Origin of the sequence: Nonomuraea guangzhouensis, assembly GCF_019396345.1 — a bacterium.
In the GTDB taxonomy this organism is placed as follows: Bacteria; Actinomycetota; Actinomycetes; order Streptosporangiales; family Streptosporangiaceae; genus Nonomuraea; species Nonomuraea guangzhouensis.
Genome location: NZ_JAHKRM010000049.1, coordinates 59,778 through 82,519, shown reverse-complemented (window position 1 = coordinate 82,519; position 22,742 = coordinate 59,778). Strand labels below are relative to the sequence as shown.

The following is a 22,742-nucleotide window of genomic DNA, read 5'->3' as shown; positions in this document are numbered from 1 at the left end:
AGGTGCTGGCGGCGATGCTGGACCGGGAACCGCAGCTGGCAGCCAACCGGCCCGGCCTGCTGCTGATCGCCGACAAGGGATTCGCCTCCCGCACGTTCGAGGCCGGCATGGCTGCACGCGGCGTCCAGCTGCTGCGGCCCAGCTTCAAACGGGAGAAGTCCCGACCGGGCGAGCCGCTGCTGAAGTCGGTACGTCAGCTGATCGAGTCAGTCAACGACACCCTCAAAGGCCAGCTCGATCTCGAGCAGCACGGCGGACGGACCTTCGAGGGCGTCGCCGTCCGCGTCGCGCAGCGGATCCTGGCGATGGCCGCCGCCATCTGGCACAACCACACCACCGGCGCGCCTATCGCCAGGTCGCTGATCGCCTTCGATCACTGATCACATAGAAACTACTCGTCTAGTCCCTGGGGGAGCTCAGAGCAGCTCACGCAGCGCGGTGGCGAGGTTCGCGAACGCGCGGGGTTCGTAGCGCAGGTAAAGGTACGGCTCCGTGAGCTCGATCTCCATGACCACCGGGCTGCCGTCGGGGAGCCGGACCAGGTCGATCCTGGCGTAAAGAAGGGCCTGGGGGATGGCGGCAAGCACCTTCTCAGCGAGTTCGACCTGGTCCGGGGCCGGTGTGCGCGGATCCGCCAGAACCTGGTCCGCGCCCGTCTTTCCCGGGGTGAGCATGGGGGTGCGCCGGACCGCATGGCTGAACCGGCGGTTGAAATAGAGCAGCGAGGTCTCGCCCTCCGACTCGACCATGTCGAGGTAGGGCTGGATCATGGGGACGCGTCCGGCTGCCGCCAGCGCGGCGGCGTGCGCCTCGGCCCGGCCTCGGTCGGTGGTCCTGATCGTGTCTCGGGCACCCGCCGAGATGGCGGGTTTGACGACATACTCCTCCCAGTAGGGCAGGCGCTCCGGAGACCAGTGGGTCGGCACGATGGGCACACCCAGCTCTCGGAGATAGGTCTTGTCGGTGTTGGATTCGAGCACGGCGGCCGGGTTGAGCAGTTTGGTCCCGCGCTCTACCCGGCGGGCCCAGGCGAGGAAGTCGGCGCGGCGGTCGAGGTAGTCCCAGACCGACCGGACCACCACCGCGTCGTAGGCGCTCCAGTCGACCGTCGGATCGTCCCATTGCTCGGCACGGCCCTCGATGCCCGCCTCGCGCCACGCGGCCAGAACCCCGTCGCGCTCATCGTCATGGTCTTCGGGGTTGTAAAACGTCGCATACGCACAGATAGACACGCCGAGATGTTAGTTCAGCCGTTCCGGGCCCGACTTGTCATCTTGGCGGCGGATCCGGACCCGGTGCTCAGCTTCGGCCCCTAGTCGGTGGTGGTGCTCACGCCTACGCCGCTGCGGCCGGTGGCCGTGGCGGCGTTGCCGTTGACGTTGGTGACGTTGGTGCTGGAACCGCTACCGGCGTTTCTGACCTGGAGGTTGCCGAAGATGTTGCCCGACTGGGTGGATGCGGAGTTGGAGCTGCGGTTGTCGGTGTCGGCCTGGGCGGGAGCGGCCATCAGGACCGTGCCCGCGGCGACGACGATTCCGGTGGTGCAGAGCTTCTTGATCATTTCGGCTTCCTTCCGGAGGGTTCTCGTGGACTGGGGACTCCGTCGGACGATGGCGACCGGTGTGCGGGGAAGGGGGATCGGGGTCAGTAGAAGATGTACGTCACCGTGGTGCCGCCGTTGGACGCCGTGGTGGCTATGCCGTTGATGTTGTTGACGTTGGTCGCGTTGCCGGCGCCCTCGTTGAACGCCGCGATGTCGCCGAGGCTGTTGCCGGACTGGGTCGAGTAGACGTTGCCGCTCCAGTTGTCGCTCCAGCCGTCCGCCTGGGCGGGTGCGGCCGGCAGGGTGACGCCGGCGGCCGCCGCCATGACGGCACCGGTGACACGCAACTTCTTGATCACTTCAGTGACTTTCTTTGACGTTGTGGGATCAAAGCCAAAGCGATCATATACGAAGCGTAGTAGTTATGTAGCTGTAGGTAATCAGAATATTCTTCTGGCCCATTTCTGCTGACAGTCGGTGTCAGTTGTCCGCTCGTAGCATCCGCGCATGATTTATGAGTTCCGGAACTACACGCTGCTGCCCGGGCGGCGCGACACGTTGATCGAGCTGTTCGAGCGGGAGTTCATCGAAGGGCAGGAGGCGGCCGGGATGGGGGTGGTCGGCCACTTCCGGGATCTGGACGATCCGAACATGTATCCGTGGATGCGGAAATTTCCGGATATGGAGGCTCGGCGAGCGGCGCTCACGGCCTTCTACGGCGGTCCCATCTGGAAGGCCAACCGGGACGCGGCCAACGCGACGATGCTCGACTCCGACAACGTGCTGCTGCTACGCCCGGCGCCCGTCCTCTCCACCGACCCCACCCACGGGTCCGCGCCCGGCCGTTCCCACGGGTCCGGGCCCGGTTACGCTCTCCAGCCCGCTGCCGATCCCTTTCCGGGTACGGCGCGACCGCCCATCGGTGCCACTGCCCTGCCGGAGTCGCTGTACGTCGCGATGATCTACCACGTCGGGGACGGGTTCGCCGAGTTCTTCGCCCAGGAGGCCGTCCCCGTGCTCAAGGAGGCCGGGGTGCCGCCGATAGCGTGCTTCGAGACCGAGACCGCCGAGAACACCTTCCCCGCGCTGCCCGTACGTACAGGGGAGCAGGTGTTCATATGGTTCGCCCGGTTCGACCGGCCCGCGGAAGAGCGTGAGGTGGCGCTGCCCGGGCTGGAGTCCCGGCTGACCGCTCCCCCGCAACGCCTCCGCCTGGCCCCCACGGCCCGGTCAGCACTCAGCTGAGACGCCGACTCGCGTTCAGCACCAGCCGCCACCGTCTATGGAGGAGCTCATGCGCACATAGAACATGTCCGGCTTATCCACCGAAACCGAAAAATCGACGTCCTTGTCGGCGATGGCTTTGGTGAAACAGAACCCGCCCTCGTCCGCCTCCTCGGTCGAGGGCTTCCACCCGTCCCTCACGGCGACCTCGCGGTAGAAGTCGAACACGTCGTTCCCCGCGCCCCGAAGGCGATAGACCTGCTCGACATCCACGATCCGGTCATCCACGTCACAGATCGCCGTGCGCTCGCCCTGTGGCCGGGCGCCGAACGGGCGCTGGGCGAAGATGCCGTGCGCCGCGAGGGACTGGGCCAACCGGTCTTCGCCGCTGCCGCAGCCATGAGCGGTGAAGAACGAAAGGGCGCCCAGACCGATCCCCATGACACCCAGCACGGCGACGAGAACGACGGAGGCCATGACGACGGCCAGAGGCTTCATTGAGCACCACGATTCATTGGAGCGCGCCGTGGGAGACGTATCGGGTCAATGATGTCGGAGGACCGCTCCCCCACCCGGCCGTCACGGTCCGTAACGGCGGTCGTGTCTGGATTTCGGCTCCGGTTATGGGTTTTTGAGGTGATCTGGCAGGCGGGTATGGGGTGGGCATGGAGGTAGTGATCGTGTCCGGGCCTCCGGGGGCGGGGAAGTCGACCGTGGCCCGGCTGCTGGCCGATGCCGTCACGCCCAGCGTGCATCTGCGTACGGATGACTTCTGGGCCTGCATCCGGCGGGGCGGCATCGCGCCGTACCTGGCGGAGGCTCAGCGTCAGAACGAGACCGTCATGGGTGTGCTGGCGGGCGCGGCGTTCGGGTACGCGGACGGTGGCTATCACGTGGTGGTGGACGGTGTCGTGGGGCCGTGGTTCGTCGGCGCCTTCGCCGAGGTACGGCGCGCGCCGCTGCACTATGTGGTGCTCCGGCCTGACCGGGAGACGACGCTGCTCAGGGCCACGGGGCGGGGGCTCGACGCGCTCACGGATCCTGAGCCGGTGCTGCAGATGTACCAGCAGTTCGTCGACCTGGGTGAGCTGGAGCCGCACGCCTTCGACTCCGGCGGCCTGACCGCTGAGCAGACCGCCGCCAAGATCCGTGCACGCTTGTCCGAGGGCGCCTACCTGCTCAAACGGTAGACAGCCCCAGTGAACGCCTAGCGGACCTCATGCCGTAGACGGCCGAGCGGCGAAGACGGCCAAACGCCGTAACCGCCGAGCGCCGAAGAGGGGCCTCAGACCGAAGACGGCCGGGCACCGTAGGCGGGTAGTGGGTCGGGGGCCTCTTCGAGGAGTTTCGCGACGGCGTCGCCCACTTCGGCAGGGGACCAGCGGGCGCCGCGATCGGCGCGTGGGCCGTGGGTCCAGCCGGTGGCCAGCGAGATCACTCCGCCCTCCACCTCGAACACCCGCCCCGTCACCGCCTCCGACGCCACCGAGCCGAGCCAGACCACCAGCGGTGACACGTTCGCCGGGTGCATCGGGTCGAAGCCGGATTCGGGTGCGGCCATCGTCTCGGCGAAGACCTCCTCGGTCATGCGGGTGCGGGCGGCGGGGGCGATGGCGTTCACCGTCACGCCGTACCGGCCCAGTTCGGCGGCGGCCACCTGGGTCAGTGCGGCGATGCCCGCCTTGGCGGCCGAGTAGTTGGCCTGGCCGACGCTGCCGAGCAGGCCCGCGCCCGACGAGGTGTTGATCACGCGGGCCGCTGCGGGGGCGCCGGACTTGGCTCGTTCGCGCCAGTACGCGCCCGCGTGCCGCAGCGGCAGGAAGTGGCCCTTGAGATGGACCCGGATCACCTCGTCCCAGTCGTCCTCGCCCATGGAGACCAGCATCCGGTCGCGAACGAACCCGGCGTTGTTCACCAGCACGTCGAGCCCGCCGTACGCGCTGACGGCGGTCTTCACCAGCCGGGCCGCGCCGTTCCAGTCGGCCACGTCGTCGCCGCTGGCCACCGCCTGGCCCCCGAGCGCACGGATCTCCTCGGCCACGGCCAGCGCGGGGCCGCCGGATCTGCCGTCGCCGTCTCGGCCGGTGCCCAGGTCGTTGACCACCACTCGGGCGCCCTGCCTGGCGAACTCCAGTGCGTGCTCCCGCCCGATGCCGCGCCCGGCGCCGGTCACGATCACGACGCGGCCGTCACAGATTCCCACACGGACCTCCCAGAAGATCAGGCAGAGATATCAGGAAATGTCGTCGGAAGCCAGGTTCTGCCAGGCGGGGATCTCCCCGCCTCCATGCACGTGTACCTGCGCCCCGGTCACGTAGCCGGGCGCGGCCAGCCACAGGCAGACCGAGGCCACGTCGGCGGGCGTGGCCATCCGCCCGGCCGGGACGGCGGTCCCCACGTCCTTCCCGCCATAGTGATCGAGGGAGTCCTCGGTGGCGGCCAGGCCGACGATGACCGTGTTGACCCGTACGCCGGGGGCCCACTCGGCGGCCAGGCAGTTCGCCAGGTGATGGAGTCCCGCCTTGGCCGCACCGTACGCCGAGGTGCCCGGCGACGGCCGCGCGCCGCTGGAGCTCCCGATCATCACGACGGAACCGCCCGAGGCGGCGAGCAGCGGGTACGCGCGCTGCGCGACGAGCAACGGCGCGATCAGGTTGAGCTCGACGATGCGCGTGTGCAGGCGCGGTGACGTGCCCTCCAACGGCGCGTACGGCGACCCGCCCGCGTTGTTGACGACCACGTCGAGCCGGTCGAGCCCGGAGAACAGCCGCTCCAGGTCGTCGGTGTCCCGCACGTCGGCCCGCACGAACCGCACCCCGGTGCCCGCCGAGGGGGGAGGGGGACTCGGCGGCGACACCGGGGGCGGGGGTACGGGGTCGTGGCGGGCGCAGACGATCACTTCGGCTCCGGCGGTGGCGAAGGCGGTGGCGATGCCCGCGCCGATCCCCTTGGTCCCACCGGTCACCAGGACGACCTTGCCCGTGTAGTCGTAAGTCACCGTCACGGGTGCTACCGTACCAAGCAAGCGTTAGGTGCAACCAGGGAGCGGGATGGGAATCACGCTGCGGGACGGCCCGATCGCCGAGGTCGTCGTGGACGTCCCACCGGTGAACGCGCTGCCGGCGCGGGCTTGGCACGAGCTGGCCGAAGCCGTGACGGACGCCGGGCAGGACGAGAAGACCAGGGTCGTCGTGCTGCGAGCCGAGGGCCGGGGCTTCAACGCCGGCGTGGACATCAAGGAGATGCAGGCCACAGAGGGACACACTGCCCTGATAAATGCAAACAAAGGGTGCTTTGCAGCGTTCGCGGCTGTCTATGACTGCCCGGTGCCGGTGATCGTCGCCGTGCACGGCCACTGCGTCGGCGGCGGGGTCGGGCTGGTGGGCAACGCGGACATCGTGCTGGCCAGCGAGGACGCCTACTTCGGCCTGCCGGAGGTGGACCGGGGCGCGCTCGGCGCCGCCACCCATCTGGCCCGGCTGGTCCCCCAGCACCTCATGCGCGCCATGGTCTACACGTGCCGGAACGTGACGGCAGCCGAGCTGCACGCGTTCGGCTCGGTGCTGGAGGTGGTGCCGCGCGACAAGCTGCGGGACGCGGCGCTGGAGGTGGCGGGCCAGATCGCGGACAAGGACCCGTACGTGATCCGCCGCGCCAAGGAGTCGCTCAACGGCATCGACCCCGTGGACGTGAAGCGCTCCTACCGCTTCGAGCAGGGCTTCACGTTCGAGCTGAACCTGATGGGCGCGGGCGACAGGCACCGGGACCGCTTCGTGGAGGGCTCGTGAGCAAGGTCATGTCCGTCGAGGAGGTCGTGGCCGGGATCGAGAGCGGCATGACGGTCGGCATCGGCGGCTGGGGATCGCGGCGCAAGCCGATGGCCCTGGTCGGCGGCCTGCTGCGCTCGAACGTCCGGGACCTCACTCTCATCTCCTACGGCGGTCCGGACGTCGGCATGCTCTGCGCCGCCGGGAAGGTAGGCAGGGTCGTCGCCCCGTTCGTCACGCTGGACTCCATCCCGCTCGAACCGCACTTCAGGCGGGCCAGGCAGGGCGGCACGATCGAGTTCACCGAGTACGACGAGGGCATGTTCATGTTCGGGCTGCTGGCGGCGGCGCACCGGCTGCCGTTCCTGCCGACGCGGGCCGGGCTCGGCTCCGACGTCATGCGGGTCAACCCGGGCCTGCGCACGGTCCGCTCGCCGTACGAGGACGGGGAGGAGCTGGTCGCGGTGCCCGCGCTGACCATGGACGTCGCGCTGGTGCACCTCAACCGGGCCGACCGGCGCGGCAACGCGCAGTATCTGGGCCCCGACCCGTACTTCGACGACCTCTACGCCAAGGCGGCGGCCCGTTGTTACGTGTCGTGCGAACGGCTGGTGGACACCGCCGACCTGCTGAAGGAGGGACCGGTGCAGTCGCTGCTGATCAGCCGGTCGATGGTGACCGGCGTGGTCGAGGCGCCGGGCGGCGCGGGCTTCACCGCCTGCGAACCCGACTACGGCCGCGACGAGCGGGAGCAGCGGCGGTACGTGGACACGCCGTGGGAGGAGTTCCATGAGCAGGGCTGACGTGTGCGTGGTCGCCTGCGCGGAGGCGTTCAGGGGCGACGGGGAGATCCTCGCGGCCGGGATCGGCGGGGCGGTGACCGTGCTGGCGGCCCGGCTGGCCCGGCTGACGTTCGAGCCGGACCTGCTCACGCATGACGGCGTCTGCCTGCTGACGGGCGACGTGCCCGCGCTGGGCGAGCGGCCCGAGGTGGTGGAGGGCTGGCTGCCGTTCCGCGATCACCTGTGGCTGGTGCTGAACGGCCGGCGGCACGTGATGCTCGGCGCGAGCCAGATCGACCGCTTCGGCAACTCGAACATCTCCTGCATCGGCGACTGGGCGCGGCCCAAGGCGCAGTTGCTCGGGGTGCGCGGCGCGCCGGGCAACACGCGCTGCGGTCCGACGAGCTACTGGATCCCCCGGCACTCCCCCAAGGTGTTCGTGCCTCAGGTGGACGTGGTCAGCGGTCTCGGCACCGACAGAGGGGCGTACGACCTGCGGCGGGTGGTGACGAACCTGGCCGTGCTCGACTTCCGTACGCCGGACGGGTCGATGCGGCTGGCCTCGGTGCATCCGGGGGTGAGCGTCGCGGAGGTGGTCGCGGCGACCGGGTTCGAGCTGGTGGTCCCCGAGGACGTACCCGAGACGCGGGAGCCGACCGCCGAGGAGAGCCGGCTGCTGAAGGAGGTGCTCGACCCGCGCGGGTCCCGCGAGCGCGAGGTGGCGGCGTGAGGGCGGCGCTGAGCGGCGGCGGGACCGCGCGGAGCGGCCCGGAGATCCCACTATGAGGACCGCGCTGACGGACCTGGTGGGGTGCCGGTATCCGATCGTGCAGACCGGGATGGGGTACGTCGCGGGCGCGCGGCTCGCGGCGGCCACGTCCGAGGCGGGCGGGCTCGGGATCATCGCGGCCGCGACGATGTCCGTCGGCGAGATGGCCGAGGCGATCGACAGCGTGCGCGAACGCACGGACGCCCCCTTCGGGGTCAACATCCGCTCCGACGCCGACGACGCGGCCGAACGGGTCGAGGTGATGATCCGTGCGGGCGTGCGGGTGGCGTCGTTCGCGCTGGCGCCGCGGCGGGAGCTGATCGACCGGTTGAAGGACGCGGGCGTGGTCACGATCCCCTCGGTGGGCGCGCGCCGGCACGCGGAGAAGGTCGCCGCCTGGGGCGTGGACGCGGTGATCGTGCAGGGCGGCGAGGGCGGCGGGCACACCGGGCCGGTCGCGACGACACTGCTGCTCCCCCAGGTGGTGGACGCGGTGGACATCCCGGTGATCGCCGCGGGCGGGTTCTTCGACGGGCGTGGGCTGGTGGCGGCGCTGGCGTACGGGGCGTGCGGCATCGCGATGGGCACCCGGTTCCTGCTGACGAGCGACTCGCCGGTGCCGGACGAGGTGAAGAAGGTCTACCTGGCGACGGCCGACACGCTGGTCACCACCAAGGTCGACGGGGTGCCGCACCGGGTGCTCAGGACGCCGTTCGTGGAGTCGCTGGAGCGTTCGCGGCTGCTCAGGGCCGTGGTCAACGGCGCCAGGTTCAAGCGGCTGTCGGGGCTGACGTGGGCCCAGATGCTCCGCGAGGGGCGCCGGATGCGGCACGGCCGCGACCTGACCTGGGCGCAGGTGCTGCAGGCGGCCAACACGCCGGTGCTGCTGCGGGCCGCCATGGTCGAGGGACGGGCCGACCTGGGGGTGATGGCCTCCGGGCAGGTGGTCGGGGTGCTCGACGACCTGCCGTCCTGTCAGGAGCTGATCGACCGCGTCATGTCGGAGGCGGCGGCCGTACTGGAAGCGCTCAGAGCACCGTGATGCCGCGGGCGGCCAGGATGGCGGCCGCCTGGGCCTGGTTGATCGTCGCCCCCGCGTAGGCGCGCAGCTTGGCGTCGTCGGGCTCGCCCAGGTCGGCGCCGCGCAGGTCGGCCTTGACGAACACGGTCTTGAGCAGCTTGCTGCCGCGCAACCGGCAGTCGCTGAACGTCGCCTCGGTGAAGTCGCAGCCCGACAGGTCGGCGTCGTCGAAGCGGACCCCCTCGATGAACTCTCCGCGCAGCGAGCAGCCGCCGAGGTTGGCCATGGTCAGGTTGGACCGGGTGACCTTGAAACCGGTGCCCCGCGCCCCGGTGAGCGAGGCGCCGATCATGCGGCACCCGGTGAAGGTCACGTCGGTCACCAGCGCCCCGCCGAACTGCGCGGAGGACAGGTCGACGTCGGTGAACGCCACGTCGATGAGCTCGGCGTCGTTGAACCTGATCCGCATCCCGCCGCCGCCCGAGAACACCGCGCTGTCGAGGTCGGCCCGGCGGAAGTCGGCCTGGTCCAGCACGCACGACTCGAAGCGGGCGTCGGCCAGCGGCGCCCGCCGGAGATCGGCCTCGGTCAGGTCGCAGTTGCGGAAGACGTGGGTCTCGTCCGGGGCGAGCCGGTCGGTCAGCGTGCTGTAGGAGAGGTCCTCGTCTTCGAAGTTCACGGTGTCAAAGGGTACCGGTGATCACTTCGGCGGCGGCCTGGCCGCAGACCCTGGCCGAGCCGTACGTGGCGATGTGTACGGCGCCCAGGTCGGAGCGGGCGGGCAGGCCCATCTCGACCACCACGGTGTCGGGGCGGGCGCTGAGCAGGTGCCGTAGCGCCTCGCTCTGCCAGGGGTGGCGGTGCGCGTCGCGGACCACGACGACGAGGGGGCGTCCGTCGGCGCCGGCGATGAGCCGCTCGATCACGGCCCCGGTCGCCTCGCCGGCCGCCAGCCGGGTGACGGCGGTGCCGGGCAGCAGTTCGGCCAGCGGCTCGCCGACCCCCCACGGGGTGTTCTTGTCGATGGCCAGGTTCATCTCGGGGGTCAGCTCCACCACGTGGGGCGCGGCGGTCAGCGGCAGGACGGGGGCGTTCGTGCGGCGGGTCACCCTGATCGCGCGGCGGGCCGCGGTGAGGCCGAGGTAGCCGTCCTCGGGCACCGGGGCGCCGGCGGACGCGGTCCAGGCGGCCAGCTCGCCGACCCGGCGCGCGGCGTCGGCCAGGCGTTCCTCCGGCAGCAGCCCGGTGCGTACGGCCTCGGCGATCGCGTCGCGCACCTCGACGGCGGTCGCCTCGTCGGCGTGCTCGCCGCCGACGCAGATCGCGTCGGCCCCGGCGGCGATCGCCCGCGCGGCGGCGCCACCGATGCCGTACGCCCCGGAGACGGCGGTCATCTCGATGCCATCGGTGACGATCAGGCCGTCGAAACCCAGCTCCTCGCGGAGCAGCCCGGTGAGGACCTTGGGGCTGAGCGTGGCGGGCAGGACGGCGTCGTACGCGGGCACCAGCAGGTGGCCCGTCATGACGGCCTTGACGCCTTCCCTGATCGCGGCGCGGAACGGAGTCAGCGCGGATTCGATCCCGTCGGTGGCGACCACGGGCAGGCCGTGGTGGGAGTCCATCGAGGTGTCACCGTGGCCGGGGAAGTGCTTGGCGCAGGCGGCCACCCCGGCGGACTGCAGGCCGCGGACGAACGCCCGGGTGTGCCGGGAGACCAGGGCGGCGTCGGCGCCGAAGGAGCGCAGGCCGATGACGGGGTTGTCGGGGTTGGAGTTCACGTCGGCCGAGGGGGCGAAGTCGATCGTGATGCCCGCGGCGGCCAGCTCCCCGCCGAGATCCCTGGCCAGGGCCTCGGTCAGCGTCACGTCGTCGACGACACCGAGCGCGTGGGCGCCGGGCCGGCTGCTGCCGGTGGCGACCTCCAGCCTGGTCACCTCGCCCGACTCCTCGTCGATGCCGACCAGCACGGCCGGGTTCTCCGCGCGCAGGGCGGCGGTCAGCTCGGCGACCTGGGCCGGTCCCGTGATGTTGCGGGTGAACAGCACCACCCCGGCCAGCCCCTCCCCCAGCCGGCGGCGGACCCAGTCGGGCGGGGTCCGCCCCTCGAACCCGGGCAGGAGTACGGCGTCGGCAAGGCACAGCAGGTCACCACTCTTGAGCATGATCCGAAATCTAATAGGAAAGTTTCCTATTTGCTAGAGGTATTTTCGGACGTCATAGGCGCTCGATGATGGTGACGTTCGCCTGGCCACCTCCTTCGCACATCGTCTGCAGGCCGTACCTGCCGCCGGTCCGCTCCAGTTCGTGCAGCAGCTTCACGGCCAGGACCGCGCCGGTCGCGCCGAGCGGGTGACCGAGCGCGATCGCGCCGCCGTTCGGGTTGACCCTGGCGGGGTCGGCGCCGCTCTCCTTCAGCCAGGCGAGCACGACCGAGGCGAACGCCTCGTTGATCTCCACGACGTCGATGTCGCCGATCGCCATCCCGGCCTTGCGCAGCGCGTGCTCCGTGGCGGGGATCGGCGCCGAGAGCATCATGATCGGGTCGCCGCCGCGTACCGACAGGTGGTGCACGCGGGCGCGCGGGCGGAGCCCATGATCTTGTACGGCCCGCGGCGACGCGATGAGCAGGGCGGCGGCGCCGTCGGAGATCTGCGAGGCCAGGGCCGCGGTGAGGCGCCCGTCCTCGACCAGGGGCTTGAGCCCGGCCATCTTGGCCGGAGTGGTGTCGCGGCGCGGCCCCTCGTCGGTGGTGACGCCTTCGTAGGGGGTGAGCTGGTCCGCGAAGCGGCCGTCGTCGATGGCGGCGATGGCCCGCCGGTGCGATTCGTAGGCGAACGCCTCCATGTCCTGCCGGGAGATGTCCCACTTGGCGGCGATCTGTTCGGCTCCGGTGAACTGGGAGACCTCCTGCGTGCCGTACCGGGAGAGCCAGCCCTTGGAGCCGCCGAAGGGGGTGTCGTGGCCCAGGGGGCGCCCGGCGAGCATGGCCGAGGAGATGGGGATCATGCTCATGTTCTGTACGCCGCCGGCCACCACGAGGTCGCTCGTGCCGGAGAGCACGGCCTGGGCGGCGAAGTGCAGCGCCTGCTGCGAGGAGCCGCACTGGCGGTCGATCGTGACGCCGGGCACCTCCTCCGGCAGCCCGGCGGCCAGCCAGCAGGTGCGGGCGATGTCGCCGGCCTGCGGTCCGATGGTGTCGACGCAGCCGAATATGACGTCCGCAACAGCCGCCGGATCGGCGCCCGTGCGGGTCATCAGCTCTTCGAGCACGTGCGCGCCGAGGTCGGCGGGGTGGGCCCGGGCGAGGCCGCCGTTCTTGCGCCCGACCGGGGTCCTGACCGCGCCGACGATGTATGCCTCGTTCACCCCCGCATCGTAGCAAGCGCTTGGTCGCATGCGGAACGCCGGGTGAGCTGGGCGGGTTCGGTGAACAAGCGATTGTCTGAGGGCTCATAATGGGAGGCGTGACAACGCGAAAGAACTCCGGGCAGAGCACGACCGCCCCGGCGAAGCGTCAGCGCGCGACCTCGTCGGGACCGGCGTCGGAGCGCCGTGACCACCTCGTCAAGCTCGCCGCGGAACTCTTCGCCCGCAAGGGCTTCCAGGCCACGACCGTACGCGAGATCGCCGATGAGGCGGGCATCCTCTCGGGAAGTCTCTATCATCATTTCGACTCCAAGGAGACGATCGTCGACGAGGTGCTCTCCACCTTCCTCGACGACCTGGTCGCCCGCTACCGCACGGCGATCGGCTCGGGCGCGGACCCGCGCTCGACCCTGTCGGAGATGGTGCGCATCGGTTTCGGCACGCTGGAGCCGCACCGCGCCGCGATCACCGTGATGCAGAACGACTGGAACTATCTGCGGCAGTTCGAGCGGTTCAACTACCTGGTCAAGGCCGAGGACGAGGTCGAGCAGATCTGGGTCGCCCAGATCAAGGCCGGCCAGGCGGCCGGGCAGTTCCGCGCCGACGTCGACCCGAAGCTCACCTACCGGATGATCCGCGACACGATCTGGGTGGCGGTGCGCTGGTTCCGCCCCGGCGGCCGGCTCAACACGACCGGCCTGGCCGAGCACTACATCACCGTGCTCTTCGACGGCCTGGCCACGGGTGAGCGGACCAGCCAGCAGGCATGAGCCTTGGTACGGCGGTGCGAACGGCACTGCGTGAGGCGGCGGAGCCCGCGAAAGCCGCCACGATGCGTGCGTACATGAAGTCCGACATGCCGTTCCTCGGCGTCCAGGCGGTGCGGCGACGGGCCGCGCTGCGGCGGGTGTTCGCGGCGCACCGCATAGACACGGCGCCCGAGTGGCGCCGGGCGGTGCTCGGCCTGTGGCGTGCGGCCGAATACCGCGAGGAGCGCTATGCGGCGATCGAGCTGACCGGCTATCACCTCTATCGGGAGTTCCAGACGCTCTACACGGTGCCGATGTACGAGGAGATGATCGTCAGCGGCGCCTGGTGGGACCTGGTCGACGAGCTGGCCACGCACCGGATCGGCGGCCTGCTCACCGCGTTCCCCGACTCGATGCGCCCGCTCATGCTGGACTGGGCGCGCGACGGCGACCTGTGGAAGCGCCGCACCGCGATCCTGTGCCAGAACAGGTTCAAGGCCCGCACCGACACGGCGCTGCTCTACGCCTGCATCGAGCCGAGCCTGTCGGACAACGACTTCTTCGCCCGCAAGGCGATCGGCTGGGCGCTACGCGAATACGCCAAGACCAACCCGGCCGAGGTCATCCGCTATGTGCGCGCGAAGGGCATCTCGGGTCTGAGTCGCCGCGAGGCCCTGCGCAACTTACCGGCTACCTAGTCCACAGAGCGTCCTGTACGGCCTGCACCAGGGCCATCAGCTCCGGCGTGACGCGCTCCCTCGCCCACGCCAGCGCGTACGTGATGCGCAGGTCACCCGCGTCGAGCGGGACGAACCGCAGATCGTCGCGGCGGATCGTCCTGGCCAGCAGCTGCGGGATCGGCAGCACCCCGGTCCCCGCCGCGACGAGGTCGAGCGCGGCGGCGAAGTCGTCGTCGGCCACCATGCGCGAGCGCCCCGGCAGCCCGGCCCACGCCCGGCTGCCCGGCGTGAGCAGCACCTGCCCGGCGAGATCATCGGGCGCGATCGTGGCCCTCGGCTCCAGCGCGTGCCCGAGCGGCACCGCGAGCTGGTCCACGGAGACGTGGAACCTGGCGGCGGTGACGAACCGCGCCGGGGCGGGGGTGGTGAGGATCGCCGCCGACACCTCCCCCCGATCCAGCGCGTCGGACGCCACCCCGCGTCCGGCGACCGTGAGCTCCACGCCGATGGCCGGAGTACGGCCCGCCAACCGCCGGGCGACCCTGGCCGCCAGCGCGCCGACGAGCGGTGGATAAGCGAGGTGAATGGTCGGCCGAGCCAGCCGGGCCGCCTCGGCCGCGAACGCGGTGGCGGCGGCCAGCAGCTCGTCGGCGTGCGGAAGCAGCGCCTTGCCCGCGGCGGTGAGCCGCACCGCGCGGGCGGTCCGGTCGAACAGCCTGGTCCCGGTGGCGCGCTCCAACCTGGTGATGGCCTGGCTCATGGCGGGCTGGGACATGCCCAGGTCCGCGGCGGCCACCGAGAAGCTGAGCCGGGCGGCCACGCGGGCGAAGCACTGGACCTCCTTGAGCATAAGCAGCACGAATACAGGATGCACCAGCGGTGGCGGGTGTGGTGGATTCTCCGCGTTCGATCACGTCGTTTACGCAGGGAGCAACCTGATGTCGTCATTTCCCCGGTCCACCGTGCTCGGATATCCGCGGATCGGCCCGCGAAGGGAGCTGAAGCGGGCGCTGGAGTCGTACTGGGACGGCCGCTCGACCCGCGCGGAGCTGGAGGAGACGGGCGCCGAGCTCCGGGAGCGGACCTGGCGGCGGCTCGCCGAGCTGGGCCTGGCCGGGCTGCCGTCCAACACCTTCTCGCTCTACGACCAGGTGCTGGACACGGCCGTGCTGCTCGGCGCGGTGCCCCGGCGCTACCTGGACGCCGAGGACCCCTATTTCGCGATGGCCAGGGGCACCGCCGGGCTGGCGCCGCTGCGGATGACGAAGTGGTTCGACACGAACTACCACTACATCGTGCCGGAGATCGACGCCGAGACCGTGTTCGAGCTCGACGCCGCCAAGCCGCTCGCCGAGCTGCGGCAGGCTCGGGAGCTGGGCTTCGAGACGCGGCCCGTGGTGATAGGTCCGGTGACGTTCCTGCTGCTGGCCGGCGCGCTGGAGCGGCTGGAAGAGGTGCTGGGCTGCTACGAGGAGCTGCTGGCGATCCTCGCGGCCGAGGGCGTGGAGTGGGTGCAGCTCGACGAGCCCGCGCTGGTCGCCGACCGGTCTCCCGAGGAGCTGGCCGCCGTCACGGCCGCCTATGAGCGGCTCGGGTCCGCTCCTTCGCGTCCCGGGCTGTTCGTCGCCTCCTACTTCGGCGATCTGGGCGAGGCGCTGCCCGTCCTGGCCGCGACGCCGGTGGAGGCCATCGGGGTGGACCTGGTGCGCGGCGGCCTGGACCGGCTCGCGGCGCTGGCGGGCAAGACCGTGGTGGCGGGCGTGGTGTCCGGGCGGGACGTGTGGCGTACCGCTCCGGGGCGGGCGCTGAGCCTGCTGCGGGCGGTGCGGGAGCACGCGGCGGACGTGGTGGTCAGCACGTCGTGCTCGCTCCTGCACGTGCCGTACGACGTGGCGGGGGAAGACGGGCTCGACCCGGCGCTGCGGGCACGGCTGGCCTTCGCCGAGCAGAAGGTGGCCGAGGTGGTCGAGCTGGCGCACGCCGACTTCCAGGGCGCCGAGGCCCCGGCGGCGTCGGTGGCGCTGGCGGACCCGGTCGTGTTCGAGGGGCGCGGGCCGTACGTGGAGCGCGCCGCGGCGCAGGCCGCGCACCTGCGGCTGCCCGCGCTGCCGATCACCACGATCGGGTCGTTCCCGCAGACCGGCGAGCTGCGCGCGGCCCGCGCGGCCGTGGTGGCGGGCACGCTGGAGGAGGCCGGCTACGACCGGCGGGTCGAGGCGGAGATCGAGCGGGTCATCCGGCTGCAGGAGCGGCTCGGGCTCGACGTCCTCGTGCACGGCGAGCCCGAGCGCAACGACATGGTCCAGTACTTCGCCGAGCACCTCGACGGCTTCGCGGTCACCGCCAACGGCTGGGTCCAGTCGTACGGCTCGCGCTGCACCAGGCCGCCGATCCTGCACGGCGACGTCGGGCGGCCCGCGCCGATCACCGTGCGGTGGGCCCGCCACGCGCAGTCGCTGACGGACAAGCCGGTCAAGGGCATGCTCACCGGGCCGGTCACGATCGTCGCCTGGTCGTTCGTCCGTGACGACCTGCCGCTGCGCGACGTCGTGTTCCAGGTGGCCGACGCGGTCAGGGACGAGGTACGCGACCTGGAGGCGGCGGGCGTGTCGATCATCCAGGTGGACGAGCCCGCGCTGCGCGAGCTGCTGCCGCTCAGGCGGGCCTCGCAGGCCGACTACCTGGAGTGGGCCGTGGCCGCGTACCGGAGGGCCACCTCGGGCGCGAGTGACCGCATCCAGATCCACACGCACCTGTGCTATTCGGACGCCGACCAGATCCTCGCGGCGATCGACGGCCTGGACGCCGACGTCACCACGATCGAGTCGGCCCGTTCCGGGGCCCGGATCCTGGGGGCGGTGGGCTCCTTCGGGCGTGGGCTCGGGCCCGGTGTCTACGACATCCACTCGCCGCGGGTGCCGAGCGAGGCCGAGGTGGAGGAGCTGCTGCGCGAGACGCTGAAGGTGCTGCCCGCCGGGCGGGTCTGGGTGAACCCGGACTGCGGGCTGAAGACCCGTACCTACGAGCAGGTGGAGGCGGCGCTGGCGAACGTGGTCGGCGCGACCAGGCGCCTGCGTGACGAGCTCGGCGCCATGTGATCAGCCGAAGGTCCAGGCGAGGTGGGCCAGGGCGGCGTCGGCGTAGTGGCGCGGGCCGGTGCTCAGTCCGTACGCGAGGTCCTCGATGAGCGCGCACCTGGCGTAGAACAGGACCCTGGCCCGGTCCGTCTCGTCGAAGTCGAGGTCGTAGTGTGCGACGGTCTGTTCGAAGACCGCGGGACCCAGGTCGCGGAAGATGAGCGCGAAGTCGTGCGCCGGGTCGGTGACGGCGGCGTCGGTCCAGTCGATGAGGCCCGTCACCGTGCTCGTCGCGGCCTCGACCAGGAGATGCTCGGCGCCCAGGTCGTTGTGGCAGAAGCGCATGGAGCGCGGCTCGTCGGGCGGTGTGCCGCGTAAGAACTTCTCCACCAGCGGCCGCTGTTCGTAGGGCACGTGCCGCTCGACGTCGCGGTAGTCGAGCCCGGCGTCCACCAGCAGGGTGGGCGCCGGGTAGCGGTCGAGCGGCGCCAGCTCGCGCAGCTCCCCCGGATCAGCACCGTGCAGGGCGCTGAGCAGCCGGCCCAGCGGGGCGGCCAGCCGCTCGGGGTCCGGCACCGGGTGCAGGTTGAGCGGCTCGCCCGGCAGCTTGCGGTAGGCGATCACGCCCTGCTCGTAGTCGGCGAAGACCACCTCGGGCACCGCCACGGTGGCCAGGTCGCGGACCGCGGCCAGGAGATCGACCTCGCGCCGCGTGGCCACCGGATCGGCGGCCCGACTGCCCCGGACGATCAACTCCTCGTTGACCTCGTACACCTCGTTGTCCAGGCCATGCCCGGACTCGGTGACGGAGCGCACCTCGACGTCGGGGAGGTGGCGGGCCAGCAACGCGCGTATGTCGCCGATCACACCCCGCAGCCTAGAACCGCGGCGACCGGAGCGCGAGGGATATTCACTTCAGCGCTCCCGCGGTCAGCCCCGACTGGATCTGGCGCTGGAAGACCGTGTAGATGACCAGCATGGGCAGGATCGCCAGCGTCAGCGCGGCGAACAGGGCCGACCAGTCCTGGTCGTAGCCCGCGGCCGTCGAGATGTCGGCGATGCCCTGCGTGAGCACCCACTTGTCGCGCTCCTGCAGCAGCACCAGGGGAAGCTGGTACTGGTTCCACTGGCCGAGGATGTTGAAGATCGTGATGCTCACCAGACCCGGCCTGGCCATGGGCAGCATGATCTGGAAGAAGACGCGGGTGTGCGAGGCGCCGTCGACCATGGCGGCCTCCCCGACCGCCGTGGGCAGCGTACGGAAGAAGGCCGCCAGGAAGAACACGGTGAACGGCATCGAGTAGGCGATGTAGACCAGCACGAGACCCGCGTGCGTGTTCAGGCCGATGAACGGGCCGATCAGCGGGACGTTGCCCATGCTCTGCACGACGAAGAACAGCGGCGTCAGCGCCAGGTAGACCGGGAAGGCCAGGCCCGACACGAACAGCAGGTAGACGGCCCGGTTGCCGCGAAAGGGGTAGCGCGCCAGCACGTACGCGGCCATCGAGCCGAGCAGCATGGTGCCGAACACGCTGAAAACGACCACGATGAGGCTGTTGAGCATGTACTGGCCGATGTGCGCCTGCTCCCAGGCCCTGGCGAAGTTGTCCCAGTGCAGGGTGGACGGCAGCGACCAGGCGTCGCCGAAGATCTCGTCCTCGCTCTTGACCGACGCCAGGAACGTCCACAGGATCGGCACCACCGTGAGCACGGTCCACAGCAGCAGCGCGACGTGCGACAGGACCGCCAGCGGCCCGAGCCGCCTGCGGCTCTCCTGGCGGGCCAGCTTGCGCGAGGTCGCTATGGTCCAGGGCATCAGTACTCGATTCGTTCACGCCGCGTGAAGCGCAGCGAAAGGATCGCGAACCCGACGGTGAAGAAGAACATCACGACGCCCAGGGCCGAGGCGTATCCGAAGCGGAAGTATTGGAAGGCGTTGCGGTAGATCTCGGCCGCCATGACCGTGGTCGACCAGTCGGGGCCACCGTGCTGGTCGGTCATCACCCACACGATCGCGAACACGTCGAGTGCCAGGATGCCGAGATAGACCCAGGCCACCTGGACGGTGTCCCAGAGCAGCGGCAGCGTGATGCGGAAGAACAGGCTCAGCCGCCCGGCGCCGTCGATCTGCGCCGCCTCGAACATGTCGTTCGGGATGGAGGCGAGCCCGGCGGAGAAGAGCACCACGTAGAACCCGACCGCCTGCCAGACCATGACGCCGAGCACCGACCAGAACGCGACGCCCGGATCCGACAGGAAGCCGATCGGCTTGGCGCCCAGCGCCATCAGCGGCCCGTTCAGCATGCCGCTGCCGTCCGGCCGGAACACCTGCTGGAACAGCACCGCCACCACCGCGACGGCCAGCACCTGCGGGAAGAAGAACACCACCCGGTAGAACTTGGAGCCCCTGATCCCGCCCACGGCCCGCCCGCCGCCGCCCACGTTGAGGAGGAAGGCGAAGAACAGCGCGATGACGATCGTGACCAGGGGCAGCAGGACGAGCAGCCCGGCGTTGTGCGTGACCGCCTTCCAGAAGGTCTCGTCTCCCATCAGACGGCCGAAGTTCTCCAGCCCGATGAAGGCCGGCGTGGCCGTGACGCCGCGCCAGTCCGTCATCGCGATGTAGAACGCCTGGATGTACGGCGAGATCACGTAGACCAGGTAGAGGGCCACCGGGGCTGCCAGGAACGCGGTGATGAACAGCCCTCGGCGATACCTGTTGAACAGCATCAGCGCTTGTACTTCTTGATCGAGGAGTCCTTCTTGATCTCGTCGGCCTTCTTCTGCAGGCGCTCCAGGTACTTGTCGGGCGTGAGGCCGCCGGTCATGAGCTGGCCGGTGGCGGCGATGGCCTCGTCCTTGAGCTGGGCGTACCAGGTCTGCCAGCGGTAGTAGACGATGTTCGTCCCGGCGGCGGTGTAGGCCTTGGTCGCGCTCGCGGCGCCCGGCGACAGCTGCCGGCCCTCGCCCGCGCCCTTGACCGTCGAGACGGTCTTGACCATCTCGCTGAAGTCGCCCGACGCCTTCTTCGACAGCATGGCCCGCAGGTACTCCATGCCGCCCTGCGGGTTGGCGCCCTTGGCGGGGACGATGAAGTTCTCGCTCGGCTGGCTGTGGAGCGTGCCGTAGGGCATCTTGTCGGAGCTGGTGAAGTCGGGGACGGGGAACATGCCGTACTCGAAGTCGGGCGGGGTCGTGGTCTTCTGCTCGTTCTCCAGCCAGGAGCCGGAGGGCAGCATGGCGACCTTGTACTTGTTCTGGGCGGTCTGGGTCTGCACGTGGTCGAGGCCGGCGGTGCCCTCCATGAGGTACTTGGCGCCGATCTCGGCCCAGGCCGTGGCGGAGGTCTTCATGGCCTCCGTGGTCCAGGCGCCGTCCTCGAGGTTGTCGATGTTGACGAGGACCTCGCCGCCGCCGATCTTCGCGGCCATGGTGAGCAGCACTTCGTACAGATATTGCGGGAATTTTCCGGCGTAGGTGAAGGGGGCCATCTTGCCGGACTTTTTGATGGCCTCGTTGAGCTTGAGGAACTCGTCCCAGGTCTTCGGGGGCACCCAGCCGTTGTCCTTGAACGCCTTCTGCGAGTACCAGATGCCGAAGATGTAGTTCACGTAGCCGAGCACGCTGAACGTGCCGTCGTAGGTGCCGATGTCGATGACGGCCTGGTCGATGGTGTCCCTGACCTTGGTGCCCGGGTCGTCCCAGCTCGGGGCGTCGAGCAGCGGGGTGAGGTCCTGGAGCTGGCCGTCCTGGGCGAGCGCGCCGAAGTCCATGGCGTTGGCGCCGGAGTTGTCGATCACGTCGGGCGGGTTGCCGCCGGCGAACCTCGGCTGGAGGACCTTGGTGATCTCCTTGGTGGCGTTGTGCTTGATCTCCACCTTGGGATACTTCGACTTGAACAGCGGCTGGTGGATGTTCTTGGCGTAGTCCTGGCCGAAGCCGCCGTCGAAGATCCACACTTCCAGCGGCTTGCTGTCCGACACGCCGAAGGGGTTGGCCGCGCTGGTCGCGACCGGGGCGGCGGACGACGAGGCCGACGGCTTCGCGGCCGGGGTCGCGCACGCGGCGAGCGCGCCCGCCACGGGGACCAGAGCGGCGCTCCGGAGGAGCTCGCGCCTGGTGAAACGGGGGGTGTTCGGCATATTCCCTACTCCTGACTGGTCATGCTCCACGTCGGATCCGCCCTGCGTAGCGGCTCTCCAGGGCCTTGTTGTGCTCGTCGCCGCCGGCCACGTTGACCGACAGGTAGATGGGCGGTGTCTCGCCGAGCGCCACGAGCTCGTCCACCGCCTCGGTGACCACCATTTGCGCCAGCAACGCCGAGGTGACCGTCGAGATCGCGCCGTAACCGCCGCCGCCCGGCAGTTCGAGGATCGCGTCCCCGTACGGCGCGCCGTTGTCCAGCACGACGTCGGCCAGGTCGAGCAGCTTGCGGCCCGACGGGTGGCGCGAGGTCATCTGGCTGCTGTGCTCGACCGAGGTCAGCGCGATCAGGGGATGGCCGCGGTCCTTGACGATCGTGGCCAGCTCGACCACGGTGCCGTTGATGCCCGAGCTGGAGATCAGCACGAACACGTCCTGCGGCGCGACGGGCGCCAGCTCATAGATCCGGTGGGCGATCTGCGGATCGCGTTCGAGCTCGGGGGTGAGCACGCTCGGCGGCTGCCCGCCGTACAGGACGAGGTCGCGCGGGCTGAGCCGGTTGCTGGGCACCAGGCCGCCGGCCCGTCCGGCGATCTCCATCGCGATGGCCTCGGAGTGCCCGGATCCGAACGCGTTGACCACGCCGCCCGCCCTGAGCGAGGCGACGAACAGGGCGGCGGCGCGGTGTACCGGCTCCGCCTGCGACTCCACGACCTGGTGTGCCAGCTCCAGGGCCTTCGTTGCGAACGTCATTCAGCCTCTCTCCACCCGATGGCTCTCCACGGCGCTGATCGTGAGCCCGAACGCCTGGTTGGTGCGCTCGTACGTGCGCTGGGCCACCGCCACGTAGACGGCGTCGAGCACGAACAGCTGCGAGTGGACGGCCGCCAGACCGCCGAGCCGGAACGTGGTCTCCCTGCTGGCGGTGGTGAGCACCAGGTCGGCCAGGTCGGCGAGCGGTGAGCGGGCGAACGAGGTGACGGCGACCGTGGTGGCGTCGTGGCTGCCGGCCTCGGCCAGCGCCTCCATGACCTCGCGGGTCCGGCCCCGGTGGCTGATGCCGATCGCGACGTCGTTCGAGCCGAGCAGCGCGGCATCCGACAGCGCGACGTGCGCGTCGCCCGCGCTCCAGCACGGGACGCCGATGCGCCGGAACCGGCCTTCGTACATGGTGGCGACGTTGCCGCTGGTGGAGACGCCGACGAGGAGGACCCGCGGCGCGGCGACGATGGCGTCGGCCACCTGGGCGACGATCTCCGAGTCGAGCTGGGCGGCGGTGTCCTGGATGAGCCGGGCGTCGGCCGCGGCCATCACCTCGATCGCCGCGTCGAGCGGGTCGTCGGGCCCGATCTCGTGCCCCACGCCCGCGCCCCAGCCCGCCTGCGCGGCCCGGCCGGTCTCGGTGGCCAGCGCCACCCGCAGCTCCGCGTAGCCGGAGAAGCCGAAGGCCCGGCAGAACCTGGTCACGGTCGCGGGCGAGCTGCCCGCACGCTCGGCCAGGGCGATGATGGTCGATCGGGCCGCCTCGGCCGGATCACCGAGGATCACCTCGCCGACCCTGCGCAACGCCTCCGGCAAGCCGGGTAGCTCTGTTTCCACACGCCCGAGGGCACCTGAAGTC

25 protein-coding genes and 1 pseudogene are annotated in these 22,742 nt (G+C 70.4%); 10 read left to right on the top strand and 16 right to left on the bottom strand.

The window, feature by feature from the left end:
• A partial coding sequence (locus KME78_RS57880; RefSeq protein WP_504740179.1) for a transposase family protein occupies positions 1-380 on the top strand: 380 nt, incomplete at its 5' end.
• A 36-nt stretch (positions 381-416) separates the two neighbouring features.
• Here KME78_RS57880 and KME78_RS57875 read toward each other — a convergent pair.
• The 3 genes from KME78_RS57875 to KME78_RS57865 form a co-directional block, all read right to left on the bottom strand.
• Entirely contained in the window at positions 417-1,232 is an 816-nt protein-coding gene (locus tag KME78_RS57875) for an ATP-grasp domain-containing protein (protein ID WP_219538664.1), read from the bottom strand.
• Between the two features lie 80 nt (positions 1,233-1,312).
• On the bottom strand, positions 1,313-1,561 hold the full coding sequence (locus KME78_RS57870) for a hypothetical protein (protein ID WP_219538663.1): 249 nt from the start codon (positions 1,559-1,561) through the stop codon (positions 1,313-1,315).
• Positions 1,562-1,644: 83 nt separating this feature from the next.
• A complete protein-coding gene (locus tag KME78_RS57865) occupies positions 1,645-1,902 on the bottom strand; it encodes a hypothetical protein (protein ID WP_219538662.1) in 258 nt (85 codons plus the stop codon).
• A 148-nt stretch (positions 1,903-2,050) separates the two neighbouring features.
• Here KME78_RS57865 and KME78_RS57860 point away from each other — a divergent pair, with 148 nt between their 5' ends.
• Positions 2,051-2,788 (top strand): NIPSNAP family protein, encoded by a 738-nt coding sequence (locus KME78_RS57860; protein ID WP_219538661.1) that lies wholly within the window; start codon positions 2,051-2,053, stop codon positions 2,786-2,788.
• 15 nt (positions 2,789-2,803) lie between these two features.
• On the opposite strand, the gene KME78_RS57855 is transcribed toward KME78_RS57860, so the two are convergent.
• A complete protein-coding gene (locus KME78_RS57855; RefSeq protein ID WP_219538659.1) occupies positions 2,804-3,265 on the bottom strand; it encodes a hypothetical protein in 462 nt (153 codons plus the stop codon).
• A 167-nt stretch (positions 3,266-3,432) separates the two neighbouring features.
• Between KME78_RS57855 and KME78_RS57850 the strand changes: the two genes are divergently transcribed.
• The gene (locus KME78_RS57850) at positions 3,433-3,957 is read left to right on the top strand and encodes an AAA family ATPase (RefSeq protein WP_219538658.1); all 525 of its coding nucleotides are present in this window, start codon (positions 3,433-3,435) and stop codon (positions 3,955-3,957) included.
• A 95-nt stretch (positions 3,958-4,052) separates the two neighbouring features.
• Here the strand turns inward: KME78_RS57850 and KME78_RS57845 are convergent, their stop codons facing one another.
• Together KME78_RS57845 and KME78_RS57840 are read right to left on the bottom strand one after the other, a co-directional pair.
• Positions 4,053-4,970 (bottom strand): SDR family oxidoreductase, encoded by a 918-nt coding sequence (locus tag KME78_RS57845; RefSeq protein ID WP_219538656.1) that lies wholly within the window; start codon positions 4,968-4,970, stop codon positions 4,053-4,055.
• A 30-nt stretch (positions 4,971-5,000) separates the two neighbouring features.
• Complete coding sequence (locus tag KME78_RS57840) at positions 5,001-5,771, bottom strand: SDR family oxidoreductase (protein WP_219538654.1); 771 nt, start codon at positions 5,769-5,771, stop codon at positions 5,001-5,003.
• Between the two features lie 46 nt (positions 5,772-5,817).
• Between KME78_RS57840 and KME78_RS57835 the strand changes: the two genes are divergently transcribed.
• From KME78_RS57835 to KME78_RS57820, 4 genes and pseudogenes are all read left to right on the top strand, one after another.
• The gene (locus tag KME78_RS57835; RefSeq protein WP_219538652.1) at positions 5,818-6,555 is read left to right on the top strand and encodes an enoyl-CoA hydratase family protein; all 738 of its coding nucleotides are present in this window, start codon (positions 5,818-5,820) and stop codon (positions 6,553-6,555) included.
• Positions 6,556-6,563: 8 nt separating this feature from the next.
• Positions 6,564-7,337, top strand: a complete 774-nt coding sequence (locus tag KME78_RS57830; protein ID WP_219538669.1) for a CoA transferase subunit A — start codon at positions 6,564-6,566, stop codon at positions 7,335-7,337.
• On the top strand, positions 7,324-8,046 hold the full coding sequence (locus tag KME78_RS57825; RefSeq protein WP_219538650.1) for a CoA-transferase subunit beta: 723 nt from the start codon (positions 7,324-7,326) through the stop codon (positions 8,044-8,046). Before KME78_RS57830 ends, KME78_RS57825 begins: the two co-directional genes overlap by 14 nt.
• A 40-nt stretch (positions 8,047-8,086) precedes the next feature.
• Positions 8,087-9,127: pseudogene (locus tag KME78_RS57820) on the top strand (NAD(P)H-dependent flavin oxidoreductase); the annotation flags it as partial.
• On the opposite strand, the gene KME78_RS57815 reads toward KME78_RS57820, so the two are convergent.
• From KME78_RS57815 to KME78_RS57805, 3 genes are read right to left on the bottom strand one after another with little or no spacing between them, the layout of a single operon-like run.
• Positions 9,114-9,785 carry a pentapeptide repeat-containing protein gene (locus tag KME78_RS57815; RefSeq protein WP_219538647.1) on the bottom strand — a complete coding sequence of 224 codons (672 nt, stop codon included), beginning with the start codon at positions 9,783-9,785 and terminating at the stop codon, positions 9,114-9,116. The pseudogene KME78_RS57820 and the gene KME78_RS57815 overlap by 14 nt on opposite strands.
• Before the next feature lie 4 nt (positions 9,786-9,789).
• Positions 9,790-11,268 (bottom strand): glycoside hydrolase family 3 protein, encoded by a 1,479-nt coding sequence (locus KME78_RS57810; protein ID WP_219538645.1) that lies wholly within the window; start codon positions 11,266-11,268, stop codon positions 9,790-9,792.
• Between the two features lie 52 nt (positions 11,269-11,320).
• A complete protein-coding gene (locus tag KME78_RS57805) occupies positions 11,321-12,472 on the bottom strand; it encodes an acetyl-CoA C-acetyltransferase (protein ID WP_219538644.1) in 1,152 nt (383 codons plus the stop codon).
• 89 nt (positions 12,473-12,561) lie between these two features.
• On the opposite strand from KME78_RS57805, the gene KME78_RS57800 reads away from it, so the two are divergent.
• Together KME78_RS57800 and KME78_RS57795 are read left to right on the top strand one after the other, a co-directional pair.
• Positions 12,562-13,242, top strand: a complete 681-nt coding sequence (locus KME78_RS57800; protein ID WP_372455128.1) for a TetR/AcrR family transcriptional regulator — start codon at positions 12,562-12,564, stop codon at positions 13,240-13,242.
• Complete coding sequence (locus KME78_RS57795; protein ID WP_219538642.1) at positions 13,239-13,919, top strand: DNA alkylation repair protein; 681 nt, start codon at positions 13,239-13,241, stop codon at positions 13,917-13,919. The genes KME78_RS57800 and KME78_RS57795 overlap by 4 nt, the downstream gene beginning before the upstream one ends.
• Here the strand turns inward: KME78_RS57795 and KME78_RS57790 are convergent.
• The gene (locus tag KME78_RS57790; protein WP_246654802.1) at positions 13,912-14,751 is read right to left on the bottom strand and encodes a LysR family transcriptional regulator; all 840 of its coding nucleotides are present in this window, start codon (positions 14,749-14,751) and stop codon (positions 13,912-13,914) included. The genes KME78_RS57795 and KME78_RS57790 overlap by 8 nt on opposite strands.
• Before the next feature lie 88 nt (positions 14,752-14,839).
• Here KME78_RS57790 and metE point away from each other — a divergent pair, with 88 nt between their 5' ends.
• Positions 14,840-16,999, top strand: coding sequence for a 5-methyltetrahydropteroyltriglutamate--homocysteine S-methyltransferase (gene metE / locus KME78_RS57785; RefSeq protein WP_219538639.1), 2,160 nt, complete (start codon positions 14,840-14,842; stop codon positions 16,997-16,999).
• Here metE and KME78_RS57780 read toward each other — a convergent pair whose 3' ends face one another.
• Genes KME78_RS57780 through KME78_RS57755 form a run of 6 tightly spaced genes read right to left on the bottom strand, consistent with a single transcriptional unit; the run spans position 17,000 to position 22,720 of the window.
• Entirely contained in the window at positions 17,000-17,845 is an 846-nt protein-coding gene (locus tag KME78_RS57780) for a phosphotransferase (protein ID WP_219538638.1), read from the bottom strand.
• A 43-nt stretch (positions 17,846-17,888) separates the two neighbouring features.
• Complete coding sequence (locus KME78_RS57775) at positions 17,889-18,794, bottom strand: carbohydrate ABC transporter permease (RefSeq protein WP_219538637.1); 906 nt, start codon at positions 18,792-18,794, stop codon at positions 17,889-17,891.
• The gene (locus tag KME78_RS57770) at positions 18,794-19,708 is read right to left on the bottom strand and encodes a carbohydrate ABC transporter permease (RefSeq protein WP_219538636.1); all 915 of its coding nucleotides are present in this window, start codon (positions 19,706-19,708) and stop codon (positions 18,794-18,796) included. The genes KME78_RS57775 and KME78_RS57770 overlap by 1 nt, the downstream gene beginning before the upstream one ends.
• Entirely contained in the window at positions 19,708-21,120 is a 1,413-nt protein-coding gene (gene ngcE, locus KME78_RS57765) for an N-acetylglucosamine/diacetylchitobiose ABC transporter substrate-binding protein (protein ID WP_219538635.1), read from the bottom strand. The genes KME78_RS57770 and ngcE overlap by 1 nt, the downstream gene beginning before the upstream one ends.
• Before the next feature lie 19 nt (positions 21,121-21,139).
• Positions 21,140-21,874 (bottom strand): sugar isomerase domain-containing protein, encoded by a 735-nt coding sequence (locus KME78_RS57760; RefSeq protein ID WP_219538633.1) that lies wholly within the window; start codon positions 21,872-21,874, stop codon positions 21,140-21,142.
• Entirely contained in the window at positions 21,875-22,720 is an 846-nt protein-coding gene (locus tag KME78_RS57755; protein ID WP_219538632.1) for a MurR/RpiR family transcriptional regulator, read from the bottom strand.
• Positions 22,721-22,742: the final 22 nt, after the last annotated feature.

Excerpts from the sequence above, each read along its gene's own strand:
- KME78_RS57810 (WP_219538645.1), bottom strand. The coding sequence starts at position 11,268 with ATGCTCAAGAGTGGTGACCTGCTGTGCCTTGCCGACGCCGTACTCCTG.
- KME78_RS57870 (WP_219538663.1), bottom strand. The coding sequence starts at position 1,561 with ATGATCAAGAAGCTCTGCACCACCGGAATCGTCGTCGCCGCGGGCACG.
- KME78_RS57825 (WP_219538650.1), top strand. The coding sequence starts at position 7,324 with ATGAGCAGGGCTGACGTGTGCGTGGTCGCCTGCGCGGAGGCGTTCAGG.
- KME78_RS57770 (WP_219538636.1), bottom strand. The coding sequence starts at position 19,708 with ATGCTGTTCAACAGGTATCGCCGAGGGCTGTTCATCACCGCGTTCCTG.
- KME78_RS57860 (WP_219538661.1), top strand. The coding sequence starts at position 2,051 with ATGATTTATGAGTTCCGGAACTACACGCTGCTGCCCGGGCGGCGCGAC.
- ngcE (WP_219538635.1), bottom strand. The coding sequence starts at position 21,120 with ATGCCGAACACCCCCCGTTTCACCAGGCGCGAGCTCCTCCGGAGCGCC.
- KME78_RS57775 (WP_219538637.1), bottom strand. The coding sequence starts at position 18,794 with ATGCCCTGGACCATAGCGACCTCGCGCAAGCTGGCCCGCCAGGAGAGC.
- KME78_RS57790 (WP_246654802.1), bottom strand. The coding sequence starts at position 14,751 with ATGCTCAAGGAGGTCCAGTGCTTCGCCCGCGTGGCCGCCCGGCTCAGC.
- KME78_RS57760 (WP_219538633.1), bottom strand. The coding sequence starts at position 21,874 with ATGACGTTCGCAACGAAGGCCCTGGAGCTGGCACACCAGGTCGTGGAG.
- KME78_RS57855 (WP_219538659.1), bottom strand. The coding sequence starts at position 3,265 with ATGAAGCCTCTGGCCGTCGTCATGGCCTCCGTCGTTCTCGTCGCCGTG.
- KME78_RS57835 (WP_219538652.1), top strand. The coding sequence starts at position 5,818 with ATGGGAATCACGCTGCGGGACGGCCCGATCGCCGAGGTCGTCGTGGAC.
- KME78_RS57795 (WP_219538642.1), top strand. The coding sequence starts at position 13,239 with ATGAGCCTTGGTACGGCGGTGCGAACGGCACTGCGTGAGGCGGCGGAG.
- KME78_RS57850 (WP_219538658.1), top strand. The coding sequence starts at position 3,433 with ATGGAGGTAGTGATCGTGTCCGGGCCTCCGGGGGCGGGGAAGTCGACC.
- metE (WP_219538639.1), top strand. The coding sequence starts at position 14,840 with ATGTCGTCATTTCCCCGGTCCACCGTGCTCGGATATCCGCGGATCGGC.
- KME78_RS57830 (WP_219538669.1), top strand. The coding sequence starts at position 6,564 with ATGTCCGTCGAGGAGGTCGTGGCCGGGATCGAGAGCGGCATGACGGTC.
- KME78_RS57800 (WP_372455128.1), top strand. The coding sequence starts at position 12,562 with ATGGGAGGCGTGACAACGCGAAAGAACTCCGGGCAGAGCACGACCGCC.